21 protein-coding genes are annotated in these 21,612 nt (G+C 42.2%); 14 read left to right on the top strand and 7 right to left on the bottom strand.

Translation table 11 applies throughout. The annotated features are described in order from the left end of the window. The first annotated feature begins 127 nt into the window (after positions 1-127). Positions 128-2,491, top strand: a complete 2,364-nt coding sequence (locus F9817_RS10945) for a DNA polymerase II (RefSeq protein ID WP_161155435.1) — start codon at positions 128-130, stop codon at positions 2,489-2,491. A gap of 2 nt (positions 2,492-2,493) precedes the next feature. Here F9817_RS10945 and F9817_RS10940 read toward each other — a convergent pair whose 3' ends face one another. Further along, positions 2,494-3,261, bottom strand: a complete 768-nt coding sequence (locus F9817_RS10940) for a nucleotidyltransferase domain-containing protein (protein WP_161155433.1) — start codon at positions 3,259-3,261, stop codon at positions 2,494-2,496. A 199-nt stretch (positions 3,262-3,460) separates the two neighbouring features. On the opposite strand from F9817_RS10940, the gene yeiP reads away from it, so the two are divergent. From yeiP to F9817_RS10925, 3 genes are all read left to right on the top strand, one after another. Then, positions 3,461-4,027 (top strand): elongation factor P-like protein YeiP, encoded by a 567-nt coding sequence (gene yeiP / locus F9817_RS10935; RefSeq protein ID WP_161155431.1) that lies wholly within the window; start codon positions 3,461-3,463, stop codon positions 4,025-4,027. 7 nt (positions 4,028-4,034) lie between these two features. Next, positions 4,035-4,355 carry an HI1450 family dsDNA-mimic protein gene (locus tag F9817_RS10930; RefSeq protein ID WP_161155430.1) on the top strand — a complete coding sequence of 107 codons (321 nt, stop codon included), beginning with the start codon at positions 4,035-4,037 and terminating at the stop codon, positions 4,353-4,355. A 254-nt stretch (positions 4,356-4,609) separates the two neighbouring features. Then, positions 4,610-5,332 (top strand): DUF3581 domain-containing protein, encoded by a 723-nt coding sequence (locus F9817_RS10925; protein WP_161155428.1) that lies wholly within the window; start codon positions 4,610-4,612, stop codon positions 5,330-5,332. Between the two features lie 135 nt (positions 5,333-5,467). On the opposite strand, the gene F9817_RS10920 is transcribed toward F9817_RS10925, so the two are convergent. Both F9817_RS10920 and ydiJ read right to left on the bottom strand, forming a co-directional pair. Then, positions 5,468-5,935, bottom strand: coding sequence for a methyltransferase family protein (locus tag F9817_RS10920; protein ID WP_161155426.1), 468 nt, complete (start codon positions 5,933-5,935; stop codon positions 5,468-5,470). Between the two features lie 232 nt (positions 5,936-6,167). Beyond that, positions 6,168-9,203 carry a D-2-hydroxyglutarate dehydrogenase YdiJ gene (gene ydiJ / locus F9817_RS10915; protein ID WP_161155424.1) on the bottom strand — a complete coding sequence of 1,012 codons (3,036 nt, stop codon included), beginning with the start codon at positions 9,201-9,203 and terminating at the stop codon, positions 6,168-6,170. Positions 9,204-9,413: 210 nt separating this feature from the next. Between ydiJ and F9817_RS10910 the strand changes: the two genes are divergently transcribed. The 6 genes from F9817_RS10910 (at position 9,414) to F9817_RS10885 (ending at position 14,530) form a co-directional block, all read left to right on the top strand. Beyond that, positions 9,414-10,100, top strand: coding sequence for a DUF3334 family protein (locus tag F9817_RS10910; protein ID WP_161155422.1), 687 nt, complete (start codon positions 9,414-9,416; stop codon positions 10,098-10,100). A gap of 129 nt (positions 10,101-10,229) precedes the next feature. Continuing rightward, positions 10,230-10,913 carry a DUF2786 domain-containing protein gene (locus tag F9817_RS10905; RefSeq protein WP_161155419.1) on the top strand — a complete coding sequence of 228 codons (684 nt, stop codon included), beginning with the start codon at positions 10,230-10,232 and terminating at the stop codon, positions 10,911-10,913. A gap of 205 nt (positions 10,914-11,118) precedes the next feature. Next, positions 11,119-12,201, top strand: coding sequence for a J domain-containing protein (locus tag F9817_RS10900; RefSeq protein WP_161155417.1), 1,083 nt, complete (start codon positions 11,119-11,121; stop codon positions 12,199-12,201). Positions 12,202-12,302: 101 nt separating this feature from the next. After that, positions 12,303-12,500 carry a hypothetical protein gene (locus tag F9817_RS10895; protein ID WP_161155415.1) on the top strand — a complete coding sequence of 66 codons (198 nt, stop codon included), beginning with the start codon at positions 12,303-12,305 and terminating at the stop codon, positions 12,498-12,500. Positions 12,501-12,804: 304 nt separating this feature from the next. Then, on the top strand, positions 12,805-13,200 hold the full coding sequence (locus F9817_RS10890) for a hypothetical protein (protein WP_161155413.1): 396 nt from the start codon (positions 12,805-12,807) through the stop codon (positions 13,198-13,200). A gap of 223 nt (positions 13,201-13,423) precedes the next feature. Next, positions 13,424-14,530, top strand: a complete 1,107-nt coding sequence (locus F9817_RS10885) for a phosphoribosylaminoimidazolesuccinocarboxamide synthase (protein WP_161155411.1) — start codon at positions 13,424-13,426, stop codon at positions 14,528-14,530. Positions 14,531-14,689: 159 nt separating this feature from the next. On the opposite strand, the gene F9817_RS10880 is transcribed toward F9817_RS10885, so the two are convergent. Further along, the gene (locus F9817_RS10880; protein ID WP_161155409.1) at positions 14,690-15,091 is read right to left on the bottom strand and encodes a transporter; all 402 of its coding nucleotides are present in this window, start codon (positions 15,089-15,091) and stop codon (positions 14,690-14,692) included. Between the two features lie 400 nt (positions 15,092-15,491). Here F9817_RS10880 and F9817_RS10875 point away from each other — a divergent pair, with 400 nt between their 5' ends. Continuing rightward, positions 15,492-16,496, top strand: a complete 1,005-nt coding sequence (locus tag F9817_RS10875; RefSeq protein ID WP_161155407.1) for a substrate-binding domain-containing protein — start codon at positions 15,492-15,494, stop codon at positions 16,494-16,496. Between the two features lie 78 nt (positions 16,497-16,574). Here F9817_RS10875 and F9817_RS10870 read toward each other — a convergent pair whose 3' ends face one another. Continuing rightward, positions 16,575-16,874, bottom strand: coding sequence for a PAAR domain-containing protein (locus tag F9817_RS10870; RefSeq protein ID WP_161155404.1), 300 nt, complete (start codon positions 16,872-16,874; stop codon positions 16,575-16,577). Between the two features lie 393 nt (positions 16,875-17,267). On the opposite strand from F9817_RS10870, the gene F9817_RS10865 reads away from it, so the two are divergent. Together F9817_RS10865 and F9817_RS10860 are read left to right on the top strand one after the other, a co-directional pair. Continuing rightward, positions 17,268-18,578 carry an L-cysteine desulfidase family protein gene (locus tag F9817_RS10865; protein ID WP_161155402.1) on the top strand — a complete coding sequence of 437 codons (1,311 nt, stop codon included), beginning with the start codon at positions 17,268-17,270 and terminating at the stop codon, positions 18,576-18,578. Positions 18,579-18,727: 149 nt separating this feature from the next. Further along, on the top strand, positions 18,728-19,114 hold the full coding sequence (locus F9817_RS10860; protein ID WP_161155400.1) for a hypothetical protein: 387 nt from the start codon (positions 18,728-18,730) through the stop codon (positions 19,112-19,114). Here the strand turns inward: F9817_RS10860 and F9817_RS10855 are convergent. Both F9817_RS10855 and F9817_RS10850 read right to left on the bottom strand, forming a co-directional pair. Next, positions 19,111-20,097, bottom strand: a complete 987-nt coding sequence (locus F9817_RS10855) for a DMT family transporter (protein ID WP_161155398.1) — start codon at positions 20,095-20,097, stop codon at positions 19,111-19,113. The genes F9817_RS10860 and F9817_RS10855 overlap by 4 nt on opposite strands. 218 nt (positions 20,098-20,315) lie before the next feature. After that, positions 20,316-20,696 carry a VOC family protein gene (locus tag F9817_RS10850; protein WP_161155396.1) on the bottom strand — a complete coding sequence of 127 codons (381 nt, stop codon included), beginning with the start codon at positions 20,694-20,696 and terminating at the stop codon, positions 20,316-20,318. 191 nt (positions 20,697-20,887) lie between these two features. Here F9817_RS10850 and F9817_RS10845 point away from each other — a divergent pair, with 191 nt between their 5' ends. After that, complete coding sequence (locus tag F9817_RS10845; protein ID WP_161155394.1) at positions 20,888-21,529, top strand: epoxyqueuosine reductase QueH; 642 nt, start codon at positions 20,888-20,890, stop codon at positions 21,527-21,529. The last annotated feature ends 83 nt before the right edge of the window (positions 21,530-21,612 follow it).

The following is a 21,612-nucleotide window of genomic DNA, read 5'->3' as shown; positions in this document are numbered from 1 at the left end:
AGGCGCAATGCGAAATAACCGTTCATGAAATTTAACCAGTACCAAAAAACCATATTTGTTATGATTAAGGGTAAAAATGAACTTTATCGCCTAAAATGGGCTGATTTACCACACCACGGATATTAATTTGACTCTGCAATCTGGATTCTTACTGACTCGCCAAGCTCGTGATGTACGAGGGCAAACTCAAATTGACCTTTGGCTCGCGACAGAACAAGGTCCGACTCAGCTCATTATTCGTGGTGAAAAACCAGTATTTTTTATTCTGCAAGACGACTTAGAACAAGCGCAAGGCATTGTAAATCAATTGAATATCTTGGCAGAATGTCGCTCATTACCATTGCATACTTTTGAAAACCAAGCCTTAGTCGCCGTTTATACTTCAACCATTCAAGCGTCGTTTGGATTACAAAAGGCATTTGTTGAACGATCGATATTGGTACTGGAAACCGATATTAAGTTAGCTGATCGATTTTTGATGGAACGCTTTATTCAAGGTAGCGTTGAATTTACCGGACACTCTCACGTTTACCCAGATTATCGAAAAGTAGAACAGGCTAGAATTCGTAAAGGCGATTACGTTCCTAATCTCAATATTGTGTCTCTCGATTTAGAGTGCTCGGAAAAAGGTATTTTGTATTCGATTGGTCTTGATAGCCCAATGGATAGTCGCGTGATCATGATTGGTACACCTGAGCCCTCAGAGACAAATATCGAATGGGTCAACGACGAGCGAGCTCTGTTGCTTTCCCTGATTAATTGGTTTCAAGCCTTTGATCCCGATGTCGTCATTGGATGGAACGTCATTGATTTTGATTTTCGCCTGCTACATAAACGAGCCCAATGGCATAACTTAAAACTGATGCTGGGCCGCGGCGGACAAAGTAGCTACTTTCGTAGTGCTAATCAGACTCAGCAAGGATTCATCACCATACCAGGTCGTGTGGTACTTGATGGTATTGATACTCTGAAAACCGCCACTTATCACTTCCGTTCTTGGTCTCTTGAATCTGTTTCTCAAGAATTACTTGGCGAAGGCAAAGCCATTCATAATGTCCATGACCGCATGGATGAAATTAACCAGATGTACGCGCATGATAAACCGTCTCTAGCGAAATATAATTTGCAAGATTGTATTTTGGTTAATCGTATTTTTAAACAGACTCATCTATTGGAATTTGCTATTCAACGTTCGCGTTTAACCGGCTTGGAATTAGACCGTGTTGGTGGTTCAGTGGCGGCATTTACTAACCTTTATCTACCTCAGTTACATCGCGCTGGTTACGTTGCGCCTAATCTACATTCAGAGAACTGGTTTGCGAGCCCAGGTGGCTACGTAATGGATTCAATCCCAGGACTGTATAATTCCGTATTAGTACTTGATTTTAAGAGCCTGTATCCTTCAATTATCCGCTCTTTTCTGATCGATCCATTAGGTCTCATTGAAGGCTTAAAACAAGAAATCGGCAATGAAGATAATCAGGCGGTTCCGGGGTTTCGTGGTGGACAGTTTCATCGCACCAAGCACTTTTTGCCCCAAATGATCGAACAGTTATGGGCTGCACGTGATCAGGCTAAGCGAGATAACGAAAAAGCGTTTTCTCAGGCGATAAAAATCATCATGAACTCGTTTTATGGCGTACTAGGATCATCAGGTTGCCGTTTTTTTGATACACGTTTAGCGTCAAGTATCACCATGCGTGGTCATGAGATCATGAAGCAAACTAAAAAGTTGATTGAAGGCCAAGGGTATCAAGTCATTTACGGTGATACCGATTCTACCTTCGTTTCTTTGGGTGGTGAGTACTCACAACAACAAGCTGACGAAGTGGGGAAATCGTTAGTCACCCTAATTAATGACTGGTGGAAACAGCATTTACAACAAGCATTTCGTCTTAATTCCATGTTAGAAATTGAGTATGAAACTCACTATCGGAAGTTCTTGATGCCAACCATCCGCGGCGCAGAAACAGGATCCAAAAAACGTTACGCAGGTTTAATTGGTACGGGTGAACATGAATCGATGGTTTTCAAAGGCCTAGAGAGTGTTCGTACTGATTGGACTGCCCTATCCCAACGTTTTCAAAAAGAGCTCTATCGCATGGTATTTCATGGTGAGCGCCCTGATGAATATGTACGGAATATTGTCGAACAAACATTGAGTGGCGAATTAGATGAGGAATTGGTGTACCAAAAACGACTACGCCGAAAACTGCATGAATATCAAAAAAATGTACCGCCACAAGTAAGAGCGGCGCGAATGGCCGATGCAATGAATGAAAAGTTAGGACGCCCATTGCAGTATCAAAATCGTGGCGTGATTGAATACCTCATTACGGTTAATGGGCCGGAGCCTAAAGAGTACCGCCAAAGCCCAATTGATTACGACCATTACATCGACAAACAATTAAAACCCGTCGCCGACGCAATATTACCATTTATTGGTATGCAATTTAACGATCTTAACGCGCCACAGCTGGGGTTATTTTAATGTTACCCGATTCTAAATTCGGTCTTTTCATACTGCTTAGCCAACCAAGGGCCAAAGCTGTCTAGCAAACCAACCACCGAGCGTTTGGGGATGATTTTTCCTTTTAATAAGATACCTAATCGCTCAATTTCTTTTTCTTTTTCCGGAAAATAGCGCAGGAACTGTTTGCCACACTCAACAGGATCATCAAACCACTGTTTATCACGGTACATCACTAGAGAATAACTGGCTCGTAATAGTTTTTTACCCACTTCCATTTGAGCGCGAATCTGTTCATCGCCACGTTGAGCTTTGGCTATTTTGGCTCGGTAGTAAGCAACCTTATAGCCCACATCCATATTCCAATATTTGGCAATTTCCCAACTAGGTTCGTAATCCCCAAAACATTCCCCCAGATCATCACCATACACACAGACAGCGCAGTGTCGGAGCAAAAAACCCCAAGAAAATAGGCTGTCTAACGAAGCGATATCTTTTGCTAAACCTGTTTTTATATTGATATTGGTAATAAATGGGTAACGGCGCTGGTAGCGATAACGAAGAGTATTAACCAATGTGACTCGGTTATCCTCGAACGGCTGTTTGGTTACGATAATCACATCCAGATTCGAGTAACCTGGCTTAGCATGACAACGAGCAACACTGCCATACAAATACAGGCTATGGAGATTGTCACCAATACTCGCCCGAAAGAACTTAATCATTTCCCCGATAGGCGCTGCATATTGAGTTTGAAACGGTTGATCAGCAGTTAAAACACTCAATGGCATAAACGAAGTTGCTCCTATGGACACTTAATACCGTTATATAGTCGTTGATTGCTGCAACTGAATCAATATTTCTCTTGTGGGCCACCTCTAATTGACTAAGTTTGCAACAGCATAAAGAGATAAATCATCGTTCAGTGGATTTTTTTCCGCCTCAACCTTAGTTATAATGCAACGACTTTAAGAATGAAGGAAGATTTCCATGCCTAAGGCAAGTGAACTAAAAAAAGGTTTTGCAATCATCTCTAATGGCAAAACACTACTTATCAAAGATATCGAAGTCACCACTCCTGGTGGCCGTGGCGGTTCAAAAATTTACAAACTTCGTTGTACTGATCTAGAAACAGGTGCACGCGTCGATGAACGCTACAAATCCGACGATTTCTTAGATACAGTGGATATGAACAAACGCCAGGTTTCTTTCTCTTACGTTGATGGTGACGAGCATATCTTCATGGACAATGAAGACTACACTCAATTCAACTTCAAATCGGCTGACATTGCTGATGAACTTCTTTTCATTACTGAAGAAATTCAAGGCTTATCAGTGGTACTGGTTGACGGTAAATCAGTGGCACTTGAATTACCTGCTTCTGTTGAACTTGTGATTGAAGAAACAGACCCATCAATTAAAGGCGCATCTGCGTCTGCTCGTACTAAACCTGCACATTTCGCAACAGGCCTAGTCGTACAAGTACCAGAATACATCGCAACAGGCGAACGTGTTTCTATCAACACTGCTGAACGTAAATTCATGAGCCGAGCATAATAGACAAATGACTGATTTAATTTCTTACGACGATATTATCGAAACCGCTTACGACATTTTTCTTGAAATGGCGCCAGATAACTTAGAACCAGCAGATGTATTGCTGTTTACGGCTCAATTCGACGACCGCGGTGCAGCGGAAGTGGTTGAAGTCGGTGATGACTGGGAGGAACAAGTTGGATTTGAAGTCGACAAAGAAATTTATGCTGAGGTATGTATCGGCTTAGTGAACGAGAGCAATGATGTCCTTGATGATATTTTTGCCCGAATGCTCTTAAGCCGCGACCCAGATCAAAAGTCTTGTCATATGCTCTGGAAGCGTGATTGATTGATAAAAGCCAACCACCCGGTTGGCTTTTTCATTGACTCAGCCGACCAACGGCAATCACCAAAAACTATCAATTCTCAGCAACCATAAAAAATCATCTATCAATTAATGTAATTTCATTACAATAAATGACACATTTGGTAACAAACATGGGAAATCACCTGAAGAATATGGTGTTTTTTTTCACTGGATAGACCAATTTTATCCAAGAGTCGTTTATAATGCGTCACAGTTTTGGTGACGTAGCGTAAATTATGTTTTTAACTCCATATTTTTCATCCAAAGATTCACAAATTCAATTCACTCGCCAGCAAGCGAGTCACTTTGCTAAAAAAGTGGCAGGCGATTACAACCCTATCCATGACGAAGATAGCAAACGCTTCTGCGTGCCTGGCGATCTTCTTTTTGCCGTATTGCTTTCGCAGGAAGGGATCAGCCAAAAAATGCGTTTTGATTTTGCTGGTATGGTCAGCGATGGAGTATTGCTACACATCGATAACCGTGCAGAAGGCGAAAGTGCTGTCGTTGATGATGCTGGTAAAGAATACCTTCATCTTAATCGCTCCGGTGAAACGAGCCACAACGCAGATTTCATTGAGCATGTAGTCACAAATTACGTGCAGTTCTCAGGCATGAACTTCCCGCACATTATGGTGCCGCTAATGGAAGAAAAGCAGATGATGATCAACTGCCAACGTCCTTTAGTGATTTATGAAAGCATGGAAGTTGAATTTGAGCGTCTCGACCTTACTCATCCAGAAGTTGAATTCAAAGGTGCGACATTCGATGTCCAAGGTAAACGTGGCGTAGTAACGTTGAACTTTGCCTTTAAAGAAGACGGCATTGTGGTTGGTACCGGCGTAAAACGCATGGTAGCAAGTGGTTTAAAACCATACAGCCAAGAAGATATCGATGATTTAGTTACCCGCTTCAATGAGCGTAAAGATGCCTTCTTAGCTGAGCATTGTGCGGCTTAGTGTATTAAGCGATAACCTTGTTATAAAAAGCTCGGTATTCCGAGCTTTTTTGTTTTTGCTTGCGTAACTCAGCCCTACTCTAACGCCATTACGGGAAGTTTTTACCAGCAAGAATGATTTGATAATAGAAAGGCATTACAGCCAACGCCTAACCTCTTGCTTATAGCGGCGATACTCATCTCCAAACCTACCCTCTAAAATGCGCTCTTCTGGTTTTATCTGGAAATGATTGAGATAAACGATGAATGCCCACACCACTACGAAAGCCATAATATTTTGTAGGTAGTATCCAGTCCCTATCAGCAAAAACGTTAACCCTAAATACATAGGGTTTCGAGAAAGACGAAATACACCGCTCGCCACAATGCAGGATGACTGATCTGGTTTCGCGGGATTCACCGTGGTTTTTGCTCGACGAAACCCCGCAACGCCGGCTAAACCGAAAAATCCCGATAGTATAAAACATAGAGCAAACCCTATTCGGGGAAATGGCCAACGAATCACCATCTGTGGCAATAGCGTGATACAAGCATACATTGCCACTAAAGCAATCATAAACAACACCACAGGTGGAATTTTGAGTTCTAAATGGCGAGGTTGCATCCCCACTTCCCTTATTTCACTGATAGCCACATAAGGATAAGTATATAACGTGAAAAGGGAATGACCATTCCTGCCGTGATTGAGCTTGACCTAGGCTCATTGATGAAGCTCTGAATCCTGCATCTTGAGTTCATTTGGGTATAGCCAAACAACTATTGTGCGTAAAAAAGCCCTCATAAAAGAGGGCTCAGCGCTAGAATCGATAAACGAACCTAATGTTCGACTACTGACACTACAATAACGTTAATAGAGCCTGTAATGGGTGCTTAGGCTTAACGTGCTCAAAGCGTTTCACTTGGCTTCGGCAGCTGTACCCTGAGATTAAACAGCGATCCATTGGTAACTTATCAAGATTTGGCTTCCAACTTAATGCATAGATATCTTTCGACATCTGCAGCTTATCGACTTCATGACCAAATGTGCCCGCCATACCGCAACACCCAACAGGGACTGACTGCAATGTTGCGCCAAAGTGGGTAAATATAGCCCCCCACTCTTTTTCGGTATTAGGCAATTTCGTCTTCTCGGTACAGTGACCAAATAAGTACCACGGCGAATCGTCTGTTGCCGTTTTCTGTTCAAATTCAGACAAGCGCGGTAGTAACCATTCATGTACCAATAATACGTTAAAATCTCCCAGATTATCACCAAGCAATTCAACATATTCATCTCGGTAACAAAGCACCAACGCAGGGTCAACGCCAACCATTGGAATACCTAACTTCGCAACCTGATTTAAGAAATCAGCTGCGGTTTCAGCCGTCGATTTAAACTGTTTTAAGAACCCTTTAATATGTTGCGCTTTACCATTAGGTTTAAATGGTAAAAGTACCGGTTTTTTACCGAGCTTAATCAGTAACGAAATAAAATCTTCAACCACGTCCGCTTCGTAATAGCTAGTGAAAGGGTCTTGAACAATAATGGTGTATTGCGCACGCTCTTCCTCTGGTAACGAGAATAAACGCTGCATATCAAATGGTTCAATCGGATGACGACGGATTCGTTTAGCCAGTGTTGGTACTGATAGCAACGGCGCGTCTACATATCCTACCGTTGAAGCCGTCATGTTTTTAACCCAGCCTTGTGCCAACATCGTGTTCACCACTTTTGGCACCTTGGCCATTAATGGCAACATGGTTTCGATGTTCGCGACCAAATAGTCTTTCATTGGACGCTGGTAGCGACTGTGATAGATATTTAAGAAACGCGAACGGAAACTAGGTACATCCACTTTGATTGGGCATTGGCTTGCGCAGGCTTTACATGCCAAACAACCGTTCATAGCTTCATAAACTTCATGAGAGAAGTCATACTCATGGCGCTGATTGATACGATTGCGAACTCGATCAATTAACCCTTTAAGCGACGCTTTACTTTGATAGGTTTCCTGCTCAAGGCTCATAATATCAACGCCTTGCTCGGTTAACTGACGCAACCATTCTCTCACAAGCCCTGCGCGACCCTTTGGTGAGTGACGACGGTCAGCTAAAATCTTCATCGATGGACACATTGGCGATGCGGTGTCGTAGTTAAAGCACAGCCCATTACCGTTACATTCCATCGCTTGTTTAAAACTATCGCGAACTTGTACATCAATTTGGCGGTCGTAATAACCACGCGTCACACTGGCAACTTTTACCAATTCATCATTAGACTCAAGTGGCGTACAAATTTTACCCGGATTCATTTTATTATGTGGGTCAAATGCGGCTTTAACTCGGCGCAGCTCAGCAAACAGTTCTTCACCAAAGAAAGCTGGGCTATATTCTGAGCGGTAACCTTTACCGTGCTCACCCCACATTAAACCACCATATTTGGCGACTAACTTAACGACTTCATCTGACACTTCAAGCATCATACGTTCTTGATCGGGATCGCACATATCCAATGCAGGACGCACGTGCAGAACACCCGCATCAACGTGACCGAACATACCGTAAGCCAACCCTTTAGAATCTAATAGAGCGCGGAATTCGGCAATATAGTCAGCAAGGTTCTCTGGAGGAACACAAGTATCTTCAGTAAATGGAATAGGTTTAGCTCGGCCCTTCGCTGCACCTAATAAACCCACCGCTTTTTTGCGCATGCCGTAAATACGGTTAATGCTCGCTAAGTCAGTACACACTTGAAAACCGATAATGCCCGCTTCACCCTTACTCAGGGTCTCATCAAGGCGTTCCACGAGTGAAGCAACTAAGCCATCAACCGTTGCTTGGTCTTGGTCAGCAAATTCAACGATGTTAATCCCCTGCATCTCTTTCCCAGGGACATCAGTAATTAAATCTCGCACACTATGCCAAACGATATCTTGTTTCGCTAAATTGAGTACTTTTGAATCGACTGTTTCAACCGAAAGTGCTTGAGCTTCAACCATTAACGGCGCGTTTCTTAAGGCAGAATCGAAACTGTCGTATTTGATGTTGACCAATGTGCGAGCTTTAGGGATCGGGGTTAAATTTAATTTGGCTTCAGTAATGAACGCTAATGACCCTTCCGCACCACAAAGTACTCGCGTAATGTCGAATTCATCGTCATCAGTAATCGCATTTTTTAAATCGTAACCGGTCAAGAAACGGTTTAACGGTGGAAATTTATCGAGAATTTGTTGGCGCTTATCACGGCAAACTTGTTCTGTTACTTGCAGTGCTTTTTCAGCATATGAGCCAACCTCAGGCTGCCCCGCAGACAAATCGCTTTCTAGCAATGAACCATCAGCAAATACGGCTTGCAAAGACAATACATGGTTTGATGTTTTGCCATATTTTAACGAGCCTTGCCCTGACGCATCGGTATTGACCATACCGCCAAGCGTTGCGCGGTTACTGGTAGAAAGATCAGGAGAGAAAAAATATCCGTAAGGACGCACAGCGTCATTTAATTGGTCTTTAATGACCCCTGATTGCACACGAACCCAGCCTTCTTTTTCATTTATTTCAAGAACTTTGTTCATATGGCGCGATAAATCAACTACGATACCCTTGGTCAGCGACTGGCCATTGGTGCCCGTACCACCGCCACGTGGTGAAAAAGTCACTCTCTCAAATTGCGGTTTTGAACTAATCTTTCCTATGAGAGAAACATCTTCGGTAGTTCGAGGATGAACGACGGCCTGTGGTAGTTGTTGATAAACGCTATTGTCTGTTGCAACAGCAAAACGACTGGAATATTGAGTTTCAATATCGCCAGTAAAGCCGGCAGCTTCCAGTTCGTGCAAATAACTAAGTACGACTGGGTCTATATCAGATTGGTGGTGAAGTCTTGGTAACATGTGCTTCCTGCCCCTACTGCGCTGATCCAATCAGCCATGGGATTTGGGTTAATTTTTAGAATTAATCTTTGAGTTTGGTCACTTTACAACATTTAAAAAGGTGTTCAAAACAGTATCTGAATGACAGAATGCATTGAATCGAAAATTTATGTGCAAACATGTTGTCTATTTTTCGCTTCTAATCACAATCTCTATTGACGGATTAAAATAATGAGAAAAAACAAGACCATTACTACCGAAGATATTTTATTGAAACTTTGCCAATCCGTTTCAACTGTACTGAGTTCAGCGACCAATGAAAATGTCACCTATTCAGCAATGGTACAGAAAATCAGTAAAACCTCCCTTAAACCAGACTTTGGCTGCTTTGTTCTGTTTGATGGTGGTTTTTCCGGCCTAGTAGTGATTAACTTCACCGCTAAAGCGGCGATGGAACTGTACTCAAGTTACATGATCAACATGGGTATTCCTGAAGAAGAATTGGCCGTTCTTCATACGTCTGACGAAGTTGGTGATGTGCTTGGGGAGCTCATGAACCAGCTAGTTGGTGATTTTACCAATAAAGTCCGTAAAGAACTCCAAACCAACATTACTCAAAACCAACCGAAAATGCTGGCCTTGAACAAGCAAGTGAACCTGTCGGTCGATACCAACCTTGACCGTCCTCAAGCGCGTCGAGTCACCTTCTCAACTCAGAATAACAACATATTCTACCTCGAACTCGCGATGGACAAAACCGAGTTTATTCAATTAGAAGAATTTGAAGTTCAAGAAGATGAAAGTCCAGATGCCATTTTAGAAGAAGCACGCCAAAAAATGTCAGCTGACAAATCAGATGTAAATCAAGACAACGATCAAGATTCTAATTCAGACCTTCTTGATGAGCTTGGTATCTAATATTCTATTCTTATGCAATAAATCCGGCCGTCACACCATTAAGGACGGCCTTCTCTCTTTCTATTTTTGTCAAAAAACGCTAGAATAGCCGACTTTTCCAAATGCCATAAAACGTTTTTCTGCATGCCCATGGATAAACAAAAAGCTCTCAAGAAAATTGCGAAGTGTCTTGAGTTAGGAAACTCAGCCAACGTCAATGAAGCGGCGAATGCTATTAAAATGGCACACCGCTTGATGATTAAGTACGGTCTTGATAAGGACGATATCGAATTTATCAAGATGGGGAAAACCCAATCCACTCATTTGCTTCCAGCAAATATTGGCTCAAGCATTCTGCGTATTATTCGCGGAATAAACACTAAATTTGGTGTTGAAGCGGTTTTACTCAATCACAAAGGTTTAAAACGTGTTGAGTTTATTGGTGAGGCCGACAGAGCTATTTTTGCTGCATTCGCATTCGATATCATCTATCGCGAACTTAACGAACAAACGGGCCAATTCCGCAACAGTTTCGCAGGTTCAGGCACGTCGAGCAACGAAGTGACTCGCCGAGTGAACTCTTTTGTTTCCGGTTGGATTGAAGGTGCACTTGAGAAGCTGCCAGAAATCACCCCTGATGAGGAATCGGCAAATAAAATTAATAACTATATTGATAAAGAGTTTGAGAACCTCGATCGTGAAACGTTCAAGAAGCAAATGCAAGAAGCGATTAAAAACCTGACCGACGATTATGAAGTAGGGTTAAAAAAAGGACGCCGAGTTTCCGTTAGCCGCCCGATTGACGGAGCTCAAGCACCAAAACTATTGAAATAAGAGCATAAAACTTTACTTTCACTCCTACTCTTATACCCAAATAGCGAAAAGTGGTGTGGTAATCCACACCATTTGCCACTATTCTTTCACTTCGTGCTGACCAAATAATGCAAAACTTATTGCATAAAGACACTCTCGAATTTCTCAACGGGCGGGTTAACCAGCACATACTACACTCTCAACTCTGGCAGGGAACGGTTACACTGTGTTGCGATTTTTTATTCTGCTAAGTGTATTAGCAAGTTTTGTTACTCATGCTGACAACATTAATACCCTCATCACCCAAGCACAGGCCAATAACGTCCAAGCGCAATATGCATTAGCGCTAGAATATCAACAAGGTAAAACCACAACTCGCGATCTTGCTGAAGCCTTATACTGGTTTGAAAAAGCGGCACAAGCGGGAAATAGTAAAGCAATGGGTCAAGTAGCCGATGCATACCTAAATGGCCTCGGTACAAATAAAGATCCTCAACAAGGATTGTACTGGCTTACAAAACTTGCGCTTACAGGATCACCTCAAGCCCAGACCGCTCTTGGTCAATATTATCAAGCTCTGAAAAACCGCTCAGTCAATGCACAAAACCTTGCTCAGTTATGGTTACATATCGCCAGTGCGAACGACCCCAAAGCGCAGGCCCAATATGATCAACTACTAGAAGATAAATTTAACGCGCAGCGCGCGAGGCAAGTGGCTTCCATCAACCAATTAGAGCAAGCGGTTTCTGATGCGGAGCCATCAAACGAGCCAAGCCAAACGGTCGATAATGAACCTACGGCACATTCTGCAAATCAAGACAATGGTCATGCGGCCAAAGATTATATTTTGCTTGGTGTCTTTATCTGCATCATGGTTGGTGTCATTGTTTGGCTACGACGTAAAAAACAACAGCGTGCATTACAGTTACAAGCTGAGCACACTGAAAAGCAATCACAGAATAAAAAGGTAAATGATCAACAACTGTTGCTTAAAAGGCAGAAAAAACAATTGGAAACGATTTTTCGTGAAGTGAAACGGCTTCAAGGCGAAAATCAAAAGCTGCAAACCCAATTGGCGCAAACGCCTAAATCAGCCCCGCCCCCTCCACCAGCGCCAGCCAACCAGAAACTTGCCCTGGCCTGCGCGGTACTTGGCTTTTCTCCAAATGAAATCCCTAATGAAAAAGCGCTCAAGATACGCTACAAACAATTATCGAAAATATATCATCCAGATATGAAAGGTAGCGAAGAGGAAATGAAGCGTTTAAATAATGCAATGAAGATAGTGGTTGCCTCTCAGAAAAAATAACTCTTAAGAGGAAGCGATTTTTTACCGCATTGTCATACAATTGTGCCACTTTAGGCTGTGTGTCTAGTAGCTCAATATCTCACTCAAAGGCGGAAGAAAAAATGACATCGAAACATGGGGTTTGTGATTGGTGTAAACGTTCAGGTTTATTAACAAAACACGAATACTTCGATGGAAAAGCCTATTATGCTTGTCATTCATGTGATGAACACGCACGCATGGATATTCGACAATACAATTTAGAAGAAATGGCCTATCGGCAAAAACTAGCGCAAGTGACACCTCCATCCGCCTCATAAATATATTCAGCGCCACTAGGGCGCTGTTTTTATATCAATTAGCGTGCTCTCTCTAGCCAGTGCAACTTATATATCCCAATAACCGCAGGTACAGGATTCAGAGCTTCATCAACATGCACTGAGTAAACTCTGTCACAAAAACCGAAGCTCCTTCGATTAAAAAAACCTTATAATTTTCAAAAATTTAGCGATAAACAATACATTAATAAGCAAAAAATGACCAAAAAAACCACAATCAGTACTTGATTAAACCACTGTACAGATATACTGTATACACATACAGCATGTATGAAAGGACAGTATAATGCTTTACTCAAACAACCGATTTAACTCATTTGCTCAACACCGTTTTCCTCATTCAAGTTTTATGCAGGCAAATGAATCTACGGACATGATGTTACGTCTAGCAAATCTATCTAATCAACAGCAATGGATTCTTTACACAGCAGAATGCCAGCGACCTAAATATCAAGAGTTGGCCGCTTATCACATTCAATGTGACCGAATTATTCATATGAAACCATCTCAATACCGTAGTGAACTCGACATTGCAATTCAGGCGATTCAAAGCGGTAATGCAAGTGCAGTTGTCGCTTCAAATAACATTAGTCCAACGAATCAAAAATTATTGATTAAATTAGGGCAGCAACATCACTGCGCGGTCTTTTTTGAGTGTTCAACTATCAATGCAGTCCACTAAATTCTCTTTCTTGCATTGACGGTGCGACCAATTTTCTGCCAGTTGGTCGCACTTCTTTTGCTAAATTTCTGCTTATTGGCGCAAAATAACCACATTTAAAGCAAACGTTTGCTTTTTCTCTGGCGACATAGAAAAGTTCTGGTATTATGCTCCGAGTAATCGATATCTCACCGTTTGATATCTCTCTTCTCAACGACGTTTGAAATAAGATAGGAATGTCTAAATGAGCCTTGCAGATCAAGTCCTTGCCGTCAACGACGACCTCCCAATTCGTACTAATCAACCTGTTCACTCTGGCAAAGTTAGGTCAGTTTACTGGCTTACAGAAGAAGACAGCCGCCGCCTAATTGAAGAAAAAGGTTATGATGTTGCTGCCGATGCTCCGTTAGCAATCATGGTGATCAGTGACCGTATTTCCGCATTTGATTGTGTATGGCATGCTGAAGGTGGTTTAAACGGTGTACCAGGTAAAGGTGCTGCACTTAACGCAATCTCAAATCACTGGTTCAATTTATTTAAAGAAAATGGTTTGGCTGATAGCCATATCCTTGATATTCCACATCCGTTTGTTTGGATTGTGCAAAAAGCAAAACCAGTCAAAGTGGAAGCAATTTGCCGCCAATATATCACAGGCTCAATGTGGCGCGCTTATGCTAAAGGCGAACGCGAGTTCTGTGGTATCCAATTACCGGAAGGATTACAGAAAGACTCTCGTCTACCAGAAACCCTAATTACCCCATCAACAAAAGGGATTCTGCGTGGCATTCCAGGCGTTCCAGAAGCGGATGACGTTAATATTACTCGACAAAATTTGGAAGATAACTTCGCAGACTTTAACTTCAGTAATGCTAACGACATTGACCTCTACGAAAAACTACTCAAGCAAGGTTTCGGTGTTATTAGTGACGCCCTCGCCGCCATCGGCCAAATTTTCGTTGATACTAAGTTTGAGTTTGGCTATGTCACAGACGCTAAGGGTCAAGAAAAACTGATTTATATGGATGAAGTTGGGACACCCGATTCATCGCGTATTTGGGATGAAGCCGAGTATAAATCTGGAAATATTGTGGAAAACTCAAAAGAAGGTTTCCGTCAGTTCCTATTAAACTACTTCCCAGATCCAGATATTCTACTTAACAAAGAACGTATGCCAGAACGTGAAGCATTAGCTCGCGACAACGCATTACCGTTAGAATCACTAATGGATATCAGTAGAACTTACCTTGGTATAGCAGAGAAGATCATCGGTCACCCTGTAAAACTGAGCGACAATCCTAAACAAGAAATTATTGATGTGCTGGATAAAGAATACGGTTTAATTGCCAAGTAACCTTTCTTGCATACAGTAACAATAAACGGAGCTTAAATGCTCCGTTTTCAGTTTTATATCAATTTACCGGTATATTTCTGGATTCATAGAAAATGTATTTGCCCTTAGGCAACTAGCGGGTTTAAAACTTAACCCCTGAACGGTGTTTCCTCACCCTGCTCAGTGCGCTTCTGCGCAATGAGGGAGTAATTCAATAATAAACTCTTCAGACCCATTCCCATGGAAAAGGGCTTGGGCTTTTTGCTCAATGACTTTGATCTGCCCTTCTTCTAGTGCATAAGGCATGATTAGACGTATCTCATCGATTCCTTCTTTATGAGCAAACCGAATCAAATTGATTAGGTTAGATTCATCACTACGACGGCTAGATAAACGATCCATTGCAATATCCCATAGGCGCTCTTCTGCACTTTTCTCTTTACCTATCGCTCCTTTTAGAGCTTCTCCGGCCATAGGAGAAAAAGATCCAAGAACTTCTGCGAAGGTCAGTTTCTTCGTACATGAAGCCCCTAAGAAACTTGTGTAATCAAAAGTGGCACGTATTTTACTTTGCTTATCCATGCTGTCTCCGACTCTAGTGACGTTCGACATAGGTAAAATATTGAGCAATAAAATACTTATAGCAATGTGATATAAGAAAACAATCTTCCATAACCACTCAACCTTTGAACAGGCTATATGCACCACATTTTGATAACATAGATTGCACAACCCATTGATAAGAGATTGCTAATCCATTAAAGATTATGACAAACATTAATGATCATGCCGGAGACTTGGAAAACATTCTTATCGCTGTGGAAGGTATGAAATTAAAACAGCGATCGTAGAAGTAAATTCAAAAACAAAAATGGTGTAATTTCAGTTTGATACATGACCAGATTTGACGCATCAAATTTGCCTTAATTCGTTGAAAAGTGTTTAATTCTAATTCATTAAAGGACAGTGTAAGTTAGGTGCCATGGCAACTATTAAAGATGTCGCAAAGGCGGCAGGCGTGTCAGTTGCGACTGTATCACGTGTAATCAACAAATCTCCCAAGGCCAGTACTTCCTCTATCGACGCAGTGACCAAGGCGATGAATGAACTGGGCTATCGTCCCAACGCTGCAGCAAGAGCCCTCGTCAGTCAGAGCACACAAACAATCGGTGTTCTTGTGTCTGATGTATCAGACCCTTTTTTCGGTACCTTAGTCAAAGCAGTGGATACCGTCGCCCATGATAACGGCAAACACGTACTTATTGGCAATGGCTACCACTCAGAGGAAGGCGAAAGACAAGCGATAGAGCTGTTGATTAACAATCGCTGCGATGCTCTGGTCATCCACTCCAAAGCGCTGTCAGACCAAGAACTGATTGAATTTGCTAACGAAGCTAAAGGCATGGTACTGATCAATCGCCACATTCCAGAAATCGCGCAGCGGTGTATTTCTCTCGACAATTTTAAAGGTGCCTACTTAGCGACAGAATTTTTGATTCGTAACGGGCACAAAAACATTGCCTGTATTGCATCTAATCATCCAATTGAAGATGTGAAACAACGGATTGATGGCTATAAATGTGCTCTCGCCGATAACAATATTAGTTTATCTGAAGATTATGTTGATTATGGCGCGCCGAGCCTAGAAGGCGGTGAACAGGCAATGACGAACTTGCTGACTAAATCGATTCCGATTACCGGCGTAGTTGGCTATAACGATTATATGGCAGCCGGAGCATTATCCACTCTGGATGAAAATGGCATTCCCGCCCCCGATGAAATCTCTATTGTGGGTTTCGACGATGGTTTGATCGCTCGCTATGTAAAACCACGTTTAACGACGGTCCGTTATCCTATCGCTATGATGGCTGAAAAAGCCGCTTTATTAGCGTTGCAACTCTCCCGCAGTGAAGCCATCGATCCCGACATATCTACTCGCTATTCACCGACTATGGTCAAACGTGAATCTGTAAAAACCATCGTTTAAGATTGGTTTACCTCAAAGAAAAGCCAGTACCTCATGAAGTGGCACTGGCTAGAAAATGAGTCGATAAACTGAATAGGGTTAACCGATATTAACGTTTCCAGAACCCACGGCGATAGTTCCACCACAGTCAACGGCATCCCCGACACGAACCGCTGCTAAGCCGTTAATCTTAACGGTAGACGACCCGGCAGCCATACTGCGCCCATGAGCACCATGCGGCATCGTTGGACAGGGACAAGCATGCATCTGTAGAGGATCACCAACTCTCACCGAAGCGATACCGTTAATGAACACATCACCGCTGCCTGCGGTAACTGCCGTTGGTGGAAAACAGCCGTGACCAGTATCAATATCTCCAACTCGTGCTGCACTAGGCATACTGACTCCTTTGTTATTGTCTGTGGTAAATCGCGTTCTATTCATATTTATTGTTGAAACGCCAATCATCGATGCAAGATTCACACCGTTTAGAATCCTTTATTATGGCGAGACTTCGTAGCAAATACCTAAGCAAGAATTTGCCCATCGAGCAATAATCTGCCCCAAAGGCAACTTATTGCACTCGATTTATTGCGCGCACACGGTAAATACGAAAGATGAGTCGAAACAACGACACAGTTAGGTTATTTTTGCCTTTAAATATAGTTTAGGAGAAATATTTTCTACTCATATGGATTTTAGTAAAAATAAGGTGAAATTTTTCTCAGCAAACCTCTATATAGTAACCAGCATAGTTAGTAATGCAGACAAAGAGATTAATAAGGAAATACTATGCAACCCGATAATTACTCAACATTAATTGCACTGATTAAACAGGAAGTCGTGCCCGCGCTGGGTTGCACTGAGCCCGTATCGGTTGCTTTGGCTGCCGCGATTGCCAGTGAAAAGCTAACACATCAACCAACACATATCAGTGTGTCAGTTTCACCTAACCTAATGAAAAATGGTATGGGCGTCGGTATTCCAGGCACAGGAATGGTTGGTTTACCTATTGCAGCAGCAATCGGCGCCCTCGCTGGTAATCCCAAAGCAGGATTAGAAGTACTGGCCGATGTCACCCCTCAAGATGTCACTCAAGCTAAACAACTACTCGATGCTAAAGCAGTAACAATCAATGTTGCAAAAGTGACCAATATTATTTACGCCAAAGTTCAAGTGAGTGACGGCCAAGATTGTGTGACAGTCACGATTGCTGACAGCCATACTCAAGTGATGTCGATTGTCGAAAATGGTTTAACTACCTACCAATTTAGCCCGGTTCAACTCCACTCCCCAACTGAGTTGGGCCAGGCTACCTTATCAACTTCTATCTTGCATTCGCTCACAACAAAAGATATCTATGATTTTGCACTCAACGCGCCACTCGATGATATTGAATTTATCGAACAAGCTCAGCAGTTAAATGATGCTTTATCACAAGAGGGGCTAGCAAAGCCTTATGGATTACAAATTGGTGCGACCTTTCAGAGAAACGTATCTCGCGGGCTATTATCAGGAGGATTACTCACTGATATTTTGGCACGAACCTCTGCCGCTTCTGATGCTCGAATGGATGGTGCAATGAAACCTGCAATGAGTAATTCAGGATCGGGGAACCAAGGTATTGCCGCCACCATGCCTGTCGTCGTCACAGCCGAATTTGTAAAAGCAAGTCGCGAACAAAGTATACGTGCGTTAATTCTCGCCCACCTGATGGCTATTTACATAAAGAGCCATCAAAATAAACTGTCTGCATTGTGTGGCGCGACCACAGCTGCAATGGGGGCTGCGGCTGGTATTACCTATTTATTGGGCGGTACTTTAGAGCAAATCAGCCATACAATTAACAGCATGATTGGCGACATTGCAGGCATTATCTGTGATGGTGCCAAAACCAGTTGTTCTATGAAGGTTTCGTCCTCTGCCAGTGCAGCAGTAAAAGCAGCGCTGATGGCGCTTGACGGTATTCGCGTAACCGGAAATGAAGGTATAGTGGCTAACGATGTCGATCACTCCATTCGCAACCTTTCTGCACTAGCCAATGGATCAATGACTCAAACCGATGTTCAGATACTCGATATCATGGTAAAGAAAAGCGCATAATTTGACCTTTTCGTCACTCTATTCGCTCCTCCCCCTAAACTGGATTTATAATCTTAGGGGGGCATTTCTTGTTGATTTTTCTAATAAAATTGGTCAAATTAACAAGATACATCAATCTTCCATTTTGTACTATTGATTGAAGAAGGGACATGAACGCTGCTAAAGCTGTTATCTTAATTCTTATTGGTATGACTCTGTATCAAGGGCTCATTTTTATCTTTGAGCCCTCAGTCAATCTGGACAAGAAAGTATTAGATATCCCCCTCTCAAACCAAATCTATTTGGTGGGATATCGCGAAAATAGCGCTAACGCAACATCAGGCTTTCGTTATGATTTTTATGTGGTAGATAAAGACCAAGAGCTCACATCTCCGTTTCTCATTACCTCAACCCCTAATGTTCAAATACAACGGAGCAGCCCGACTTCCTTTAACGTGACCGTTAAAGGAAACATTTTTAAGTTCACCAACGTAGTGTGGATTAATAACGCAGCTGGGTTAATACCTATTTCAGTCGCGCTACATGCAACACCTTAAGCAGCATGAAGTTGGGCAGAGTGTTGTTGCTCCAATTTTTGTCGCCGCTTTCGGTTTGCTCGAGCACTCACGACCTGCACAGAGATTGCCGAACCAACAACCATAAACATTCCAGCCATACTTAACCAATCAACATGAGATTCGCTAATAATCGAACTCCACAAACCAAACACAACACAAAGTTCAGTTAAAACAAATACTACGACGGGAACAACAGCAATAACTGCGCTGACTTGTACCGTTTCCCAATAGCGCATTGCTTGGGTAAAGGCGCCATATGCCACCACGGTATTGATACAACAAAATAGCATCACCCAAGTGTCGTTCGAACTCATTGTTGTTAACAACATCGGTGAGCTGAACGGTGCCATAACAACGGTTGCAAGAATATAAATCATTAATAAGATATTGGATGAACTTAGTTTTTTAAACAGTGTTTTTTGCGTCAATGCATAAATACACCACGAAAACGCAGAGATAAATATGATGATTAAACCGGTGACTAAGGTATGAACATCACCATGATAATCACCAGTCAATACTGGATGAAAAAATACCAAAAGCCCCAAAATTAATAGACCAAAACAAGCCCATTGTTGCCATGAGACCTGCTCTTTCAAAAATAGCAGTCCACCTAAGGCCATGAATACCGGTGATATTTGCATTCCCAGTTGGGCGACTTCAGGGCGTAAAAAAGTCACTCCCCAAGCAAATGTCGTGTAATTGATGATCAAAAAGCATCCAGCAGCAAACAGGCGCAGCCACTCTTTTCGATTTAACTGGCGGAATTCATACAGCCGACCATGTTGCCATTGCCATACAAACACAACAATAGCGGCAAAAGTGAAACGAGACCAAGTCAGCGTAACTGGATCAGCGAAACCACTCGATAATTTCAAAGCAATGGGAATCATTCCCCAAAATAAAGCCGTCGTACAGCTTAATGCCAACCCCAGCCAAAACTGCTGTTTAGAACTTTCCATACTAAATGCCTACACAAAGTGTTAGATTAGATAATGATGTAAACCGAAATAAGTGAAGAATCAGTGACTATCGCATGCGATACCATTGAATAGATATTACCACTTGTTTCACAGCATAAAATACTTAATACGGCAATAGCTTATTTAACCCTATATTATTGATAAATATATGAATTTTTATTTTCCAGCTCATTTACGCATGGTGTTACTCACCACACTTATTTGACAAAATAAACCGCACATAATTTATTACCAAAAGGGTCTCTTAAATAAGCCACGTATTTTTGGTTATTCCCTTCCCCTCTAATACCTGGAGGGTTTTCTATTGCCATGCCACCATTAGCTACACCTGCGGCATGCCATTGATCGACCAGCTCTGGACTTGCCACTTTAAAACCAACAGTCATACCATTACCGACACTGGTTGGCTCACCGTTGATTGGTTTCGTAACACCTAAAACGCCGTTTTCACTTATGTACATGCAACGACCTTTCGGATCATAAATGCCCGCGTTATAACCAATGACTTGCATTATCGCATCATAAAATATTTTTGATTGTGCAAGATCATCTGACCCCACCATGACATGACTAAACACACTCACCATCCTATTCAATTAATTGAATAATTAATGTAAAGAAAAGATCAACAGGTGTCATTAACAATTCACCATTTTTATTTCAACGTGCGCATATATAGTGAAAAACAAGTTTTTAACAAATCAGTTTCATAATAAACTAATGGCATATTTTACGTGCTACACCTATCCAGATAATCTTAAGAGGCCCCATGGCTAAAGAAGCAATAGTTCTTGAAACTCCAACATCATCGAACCATGTATTGTTACATTCATGCTGCGCTCCGTGCTCAGGAGATGTGATGGAGCGCATGGCGAACGCTGGCATTGAGTTTACGATTTTCTTCTACAACCCCAACATACATCCAAAAAAAGAGTATTTAATCCGCAAAGAGGAAAATATTCGATTTGCTGAAAAACTTGGCGTCCCATTTATTGATGCGGACTACGATGTACGCAACTGGTTTGATCGAGTAAAAGGACTAGAATGGGAGCCTGAGCGAGGAGAACGCTGCACTGAGTGCTTTGACATGCGTTTTGAACGCACAGCGCTTTATGCACATGAACATGGTTTTGATACCTTTACGAGCTGTTTGGGTATCTCTCGATGGAAAAATATGGATCAAATCAATGATTGTGGCCTTCGCGCAGCAGCTCCCTACCCTAACCTTAATTACTGGACCTTTAACTGGCGTAAAAAAGGAGGGGCAAGTCGCATGGTAGAGATAGCAAAACGAGAGCGCTTTTATCAGCAAGAGTATTGCGGCTGCGCCTATTCTCTGCGTGATACGAATACATGGCGCCAAAAAAATGGTCGAGAGCCGATTGAAATTGGCGTCCAGTATTACGAGTAATGGTGACTTCAAGTCGCTTTTCACCATAAACCCAACCACCAGCGCTGAGCATTTTTCATTCTTCAACCAGAAATATGTCATTT

This window comes from Vibrio eleionomae, assembly GCF_009874545.1.
In the GTDB taxonomy this organism is placed as follows: Bacteria; Pseudomonadota; Gammaproteobacteria; order Enterobacterales; family Vibrionaceae; genus Vibrio; species Vibrio nitrifigilis.
This window is presented reverse-complemented; position numbering and strand designations above follow the sequence as displayed.

Bases quoted from the DNA above. Each gene is read 5' to 3' on its own strand.
- F9817_RS10940 (WP_161155433.1), bottom strand. From the start codon at position 3,261: ATGCCATTGAGTGTTTTAACTGCTGATCAACCGTTTCAAACTCAATAT.
- yeiP (WP_161155431.1), top strand. From the start codon at position 3,461: ATGCCTAAGGCAAGTGAACTAAAAAAAGGTTTTGCAATCATCTCTAAT.
- F9817_RS10930 (WP_161155430.1), top strand. From the start codon at position 4,035: ATGACTGATTTAATTTCTTACGACGATATTATCGAAACCGCTTACGAC.
- F9817_RS10925 (WP_161155428.1), top strand. From the start codon at position 4,610: ATGTTTTTAACTCCATATTTTTCATCCAAAGATTCACAAATTCAATTC.
- F9817_RS10920 (WP_161155426.1), bottom strand. From the start codon at position 5,935: ATGCAACCTCGCCATTTAGAACTCAAAATTCCACCTGTGGTGTTGTTT.
- ydiJ (WP_161155424.1), bottom strand. From the start codon at position 9,203: ATGTTACCAAGACTTCACCACCAATCTGATATAGACCCAGTCGTACTT.
- F9817_RS10910 (WP_161155422.1), top strand. From the start codon at position 9,414: ATGAGAAAAAACAAGACCATTACTACCGAAGATATTTTATTGAAACTT.
- F9817_RS10905 (WP_161155419.1), top strand. From the start codon at position 10,230: ATGGATAAACAAAAAGCTCTCAAGAAAATTGCGAAGTGTCTTGAGTTA.
- F9817_RS10895 (WP_161155415.1), top strand. From the start codon at position 12,303: ATGACATCGAAACATGGGGTTTGTGATTGGTGTAAACGTTCAGGTTTA.
- F9817_RS10890 (WP_161155413.1), top strand. From the start codon at position 12,805: ATGCTTTACTCAAACAACCGATTTAACTCATTTGCTCAACACCGTTTT.
- F9817_RS10885 (WP_161155411.1), top strand. From the start codon at position 13,424: ATGAGCCTTGCAGATCAAGTCCTTGCCGTCAACGACGACCTCCCAATT.
- F9817_RS10880 (WP_161155409.1), bottom strand. From the start codon at position 15,091: ATGGATAAGCAAAGTAAAATACGTGCCACTTTTGATTACACAAGTTTC.
- F9817_RS10875 (WP_161155407.1), top strand. From the start codon at position 15,492: ATGGCAACTATTAAAGATGTCGCAAAGGCGGCAGGCGTGTCAGTTGCG.
- F9817_RS10870 (WP_161155404.1), bottom strand. From the start codon at position 16,874: ATGCCTAGTGCAGCACGAGTTGGAGATATTGATACTGGTCACGGCTGT.
- F9817_RS10865 (WP_161155402.1), top strand. From the start codon at position 17,268: ATGCAACCCGATAATTACTCAACATTAATTGCACTGATTAAACAGGAA.
- F9817_RS10860 (WP_161155400.1), top strand. From the start codon at position 18,728: ATGAACGCTGCTAAAGCTGTTATCTTAATTCTTATTGGTATGACTCTG.
- F9817_RS10855 (WP_161155398.1), bottom strand. From the start codon at position 20,097: ATGGAAAGTTCTAAACAGCAGTTTTGGCTGGGGTTGGCATTAAGCTGT.
- F9817_RS10845 (WP_161155394.1), top strand. From the start codon at position 20,888: ATGGCTAAAGAAGCAATAGTTCTTGAAACTCCAACATCATCGAACCAT.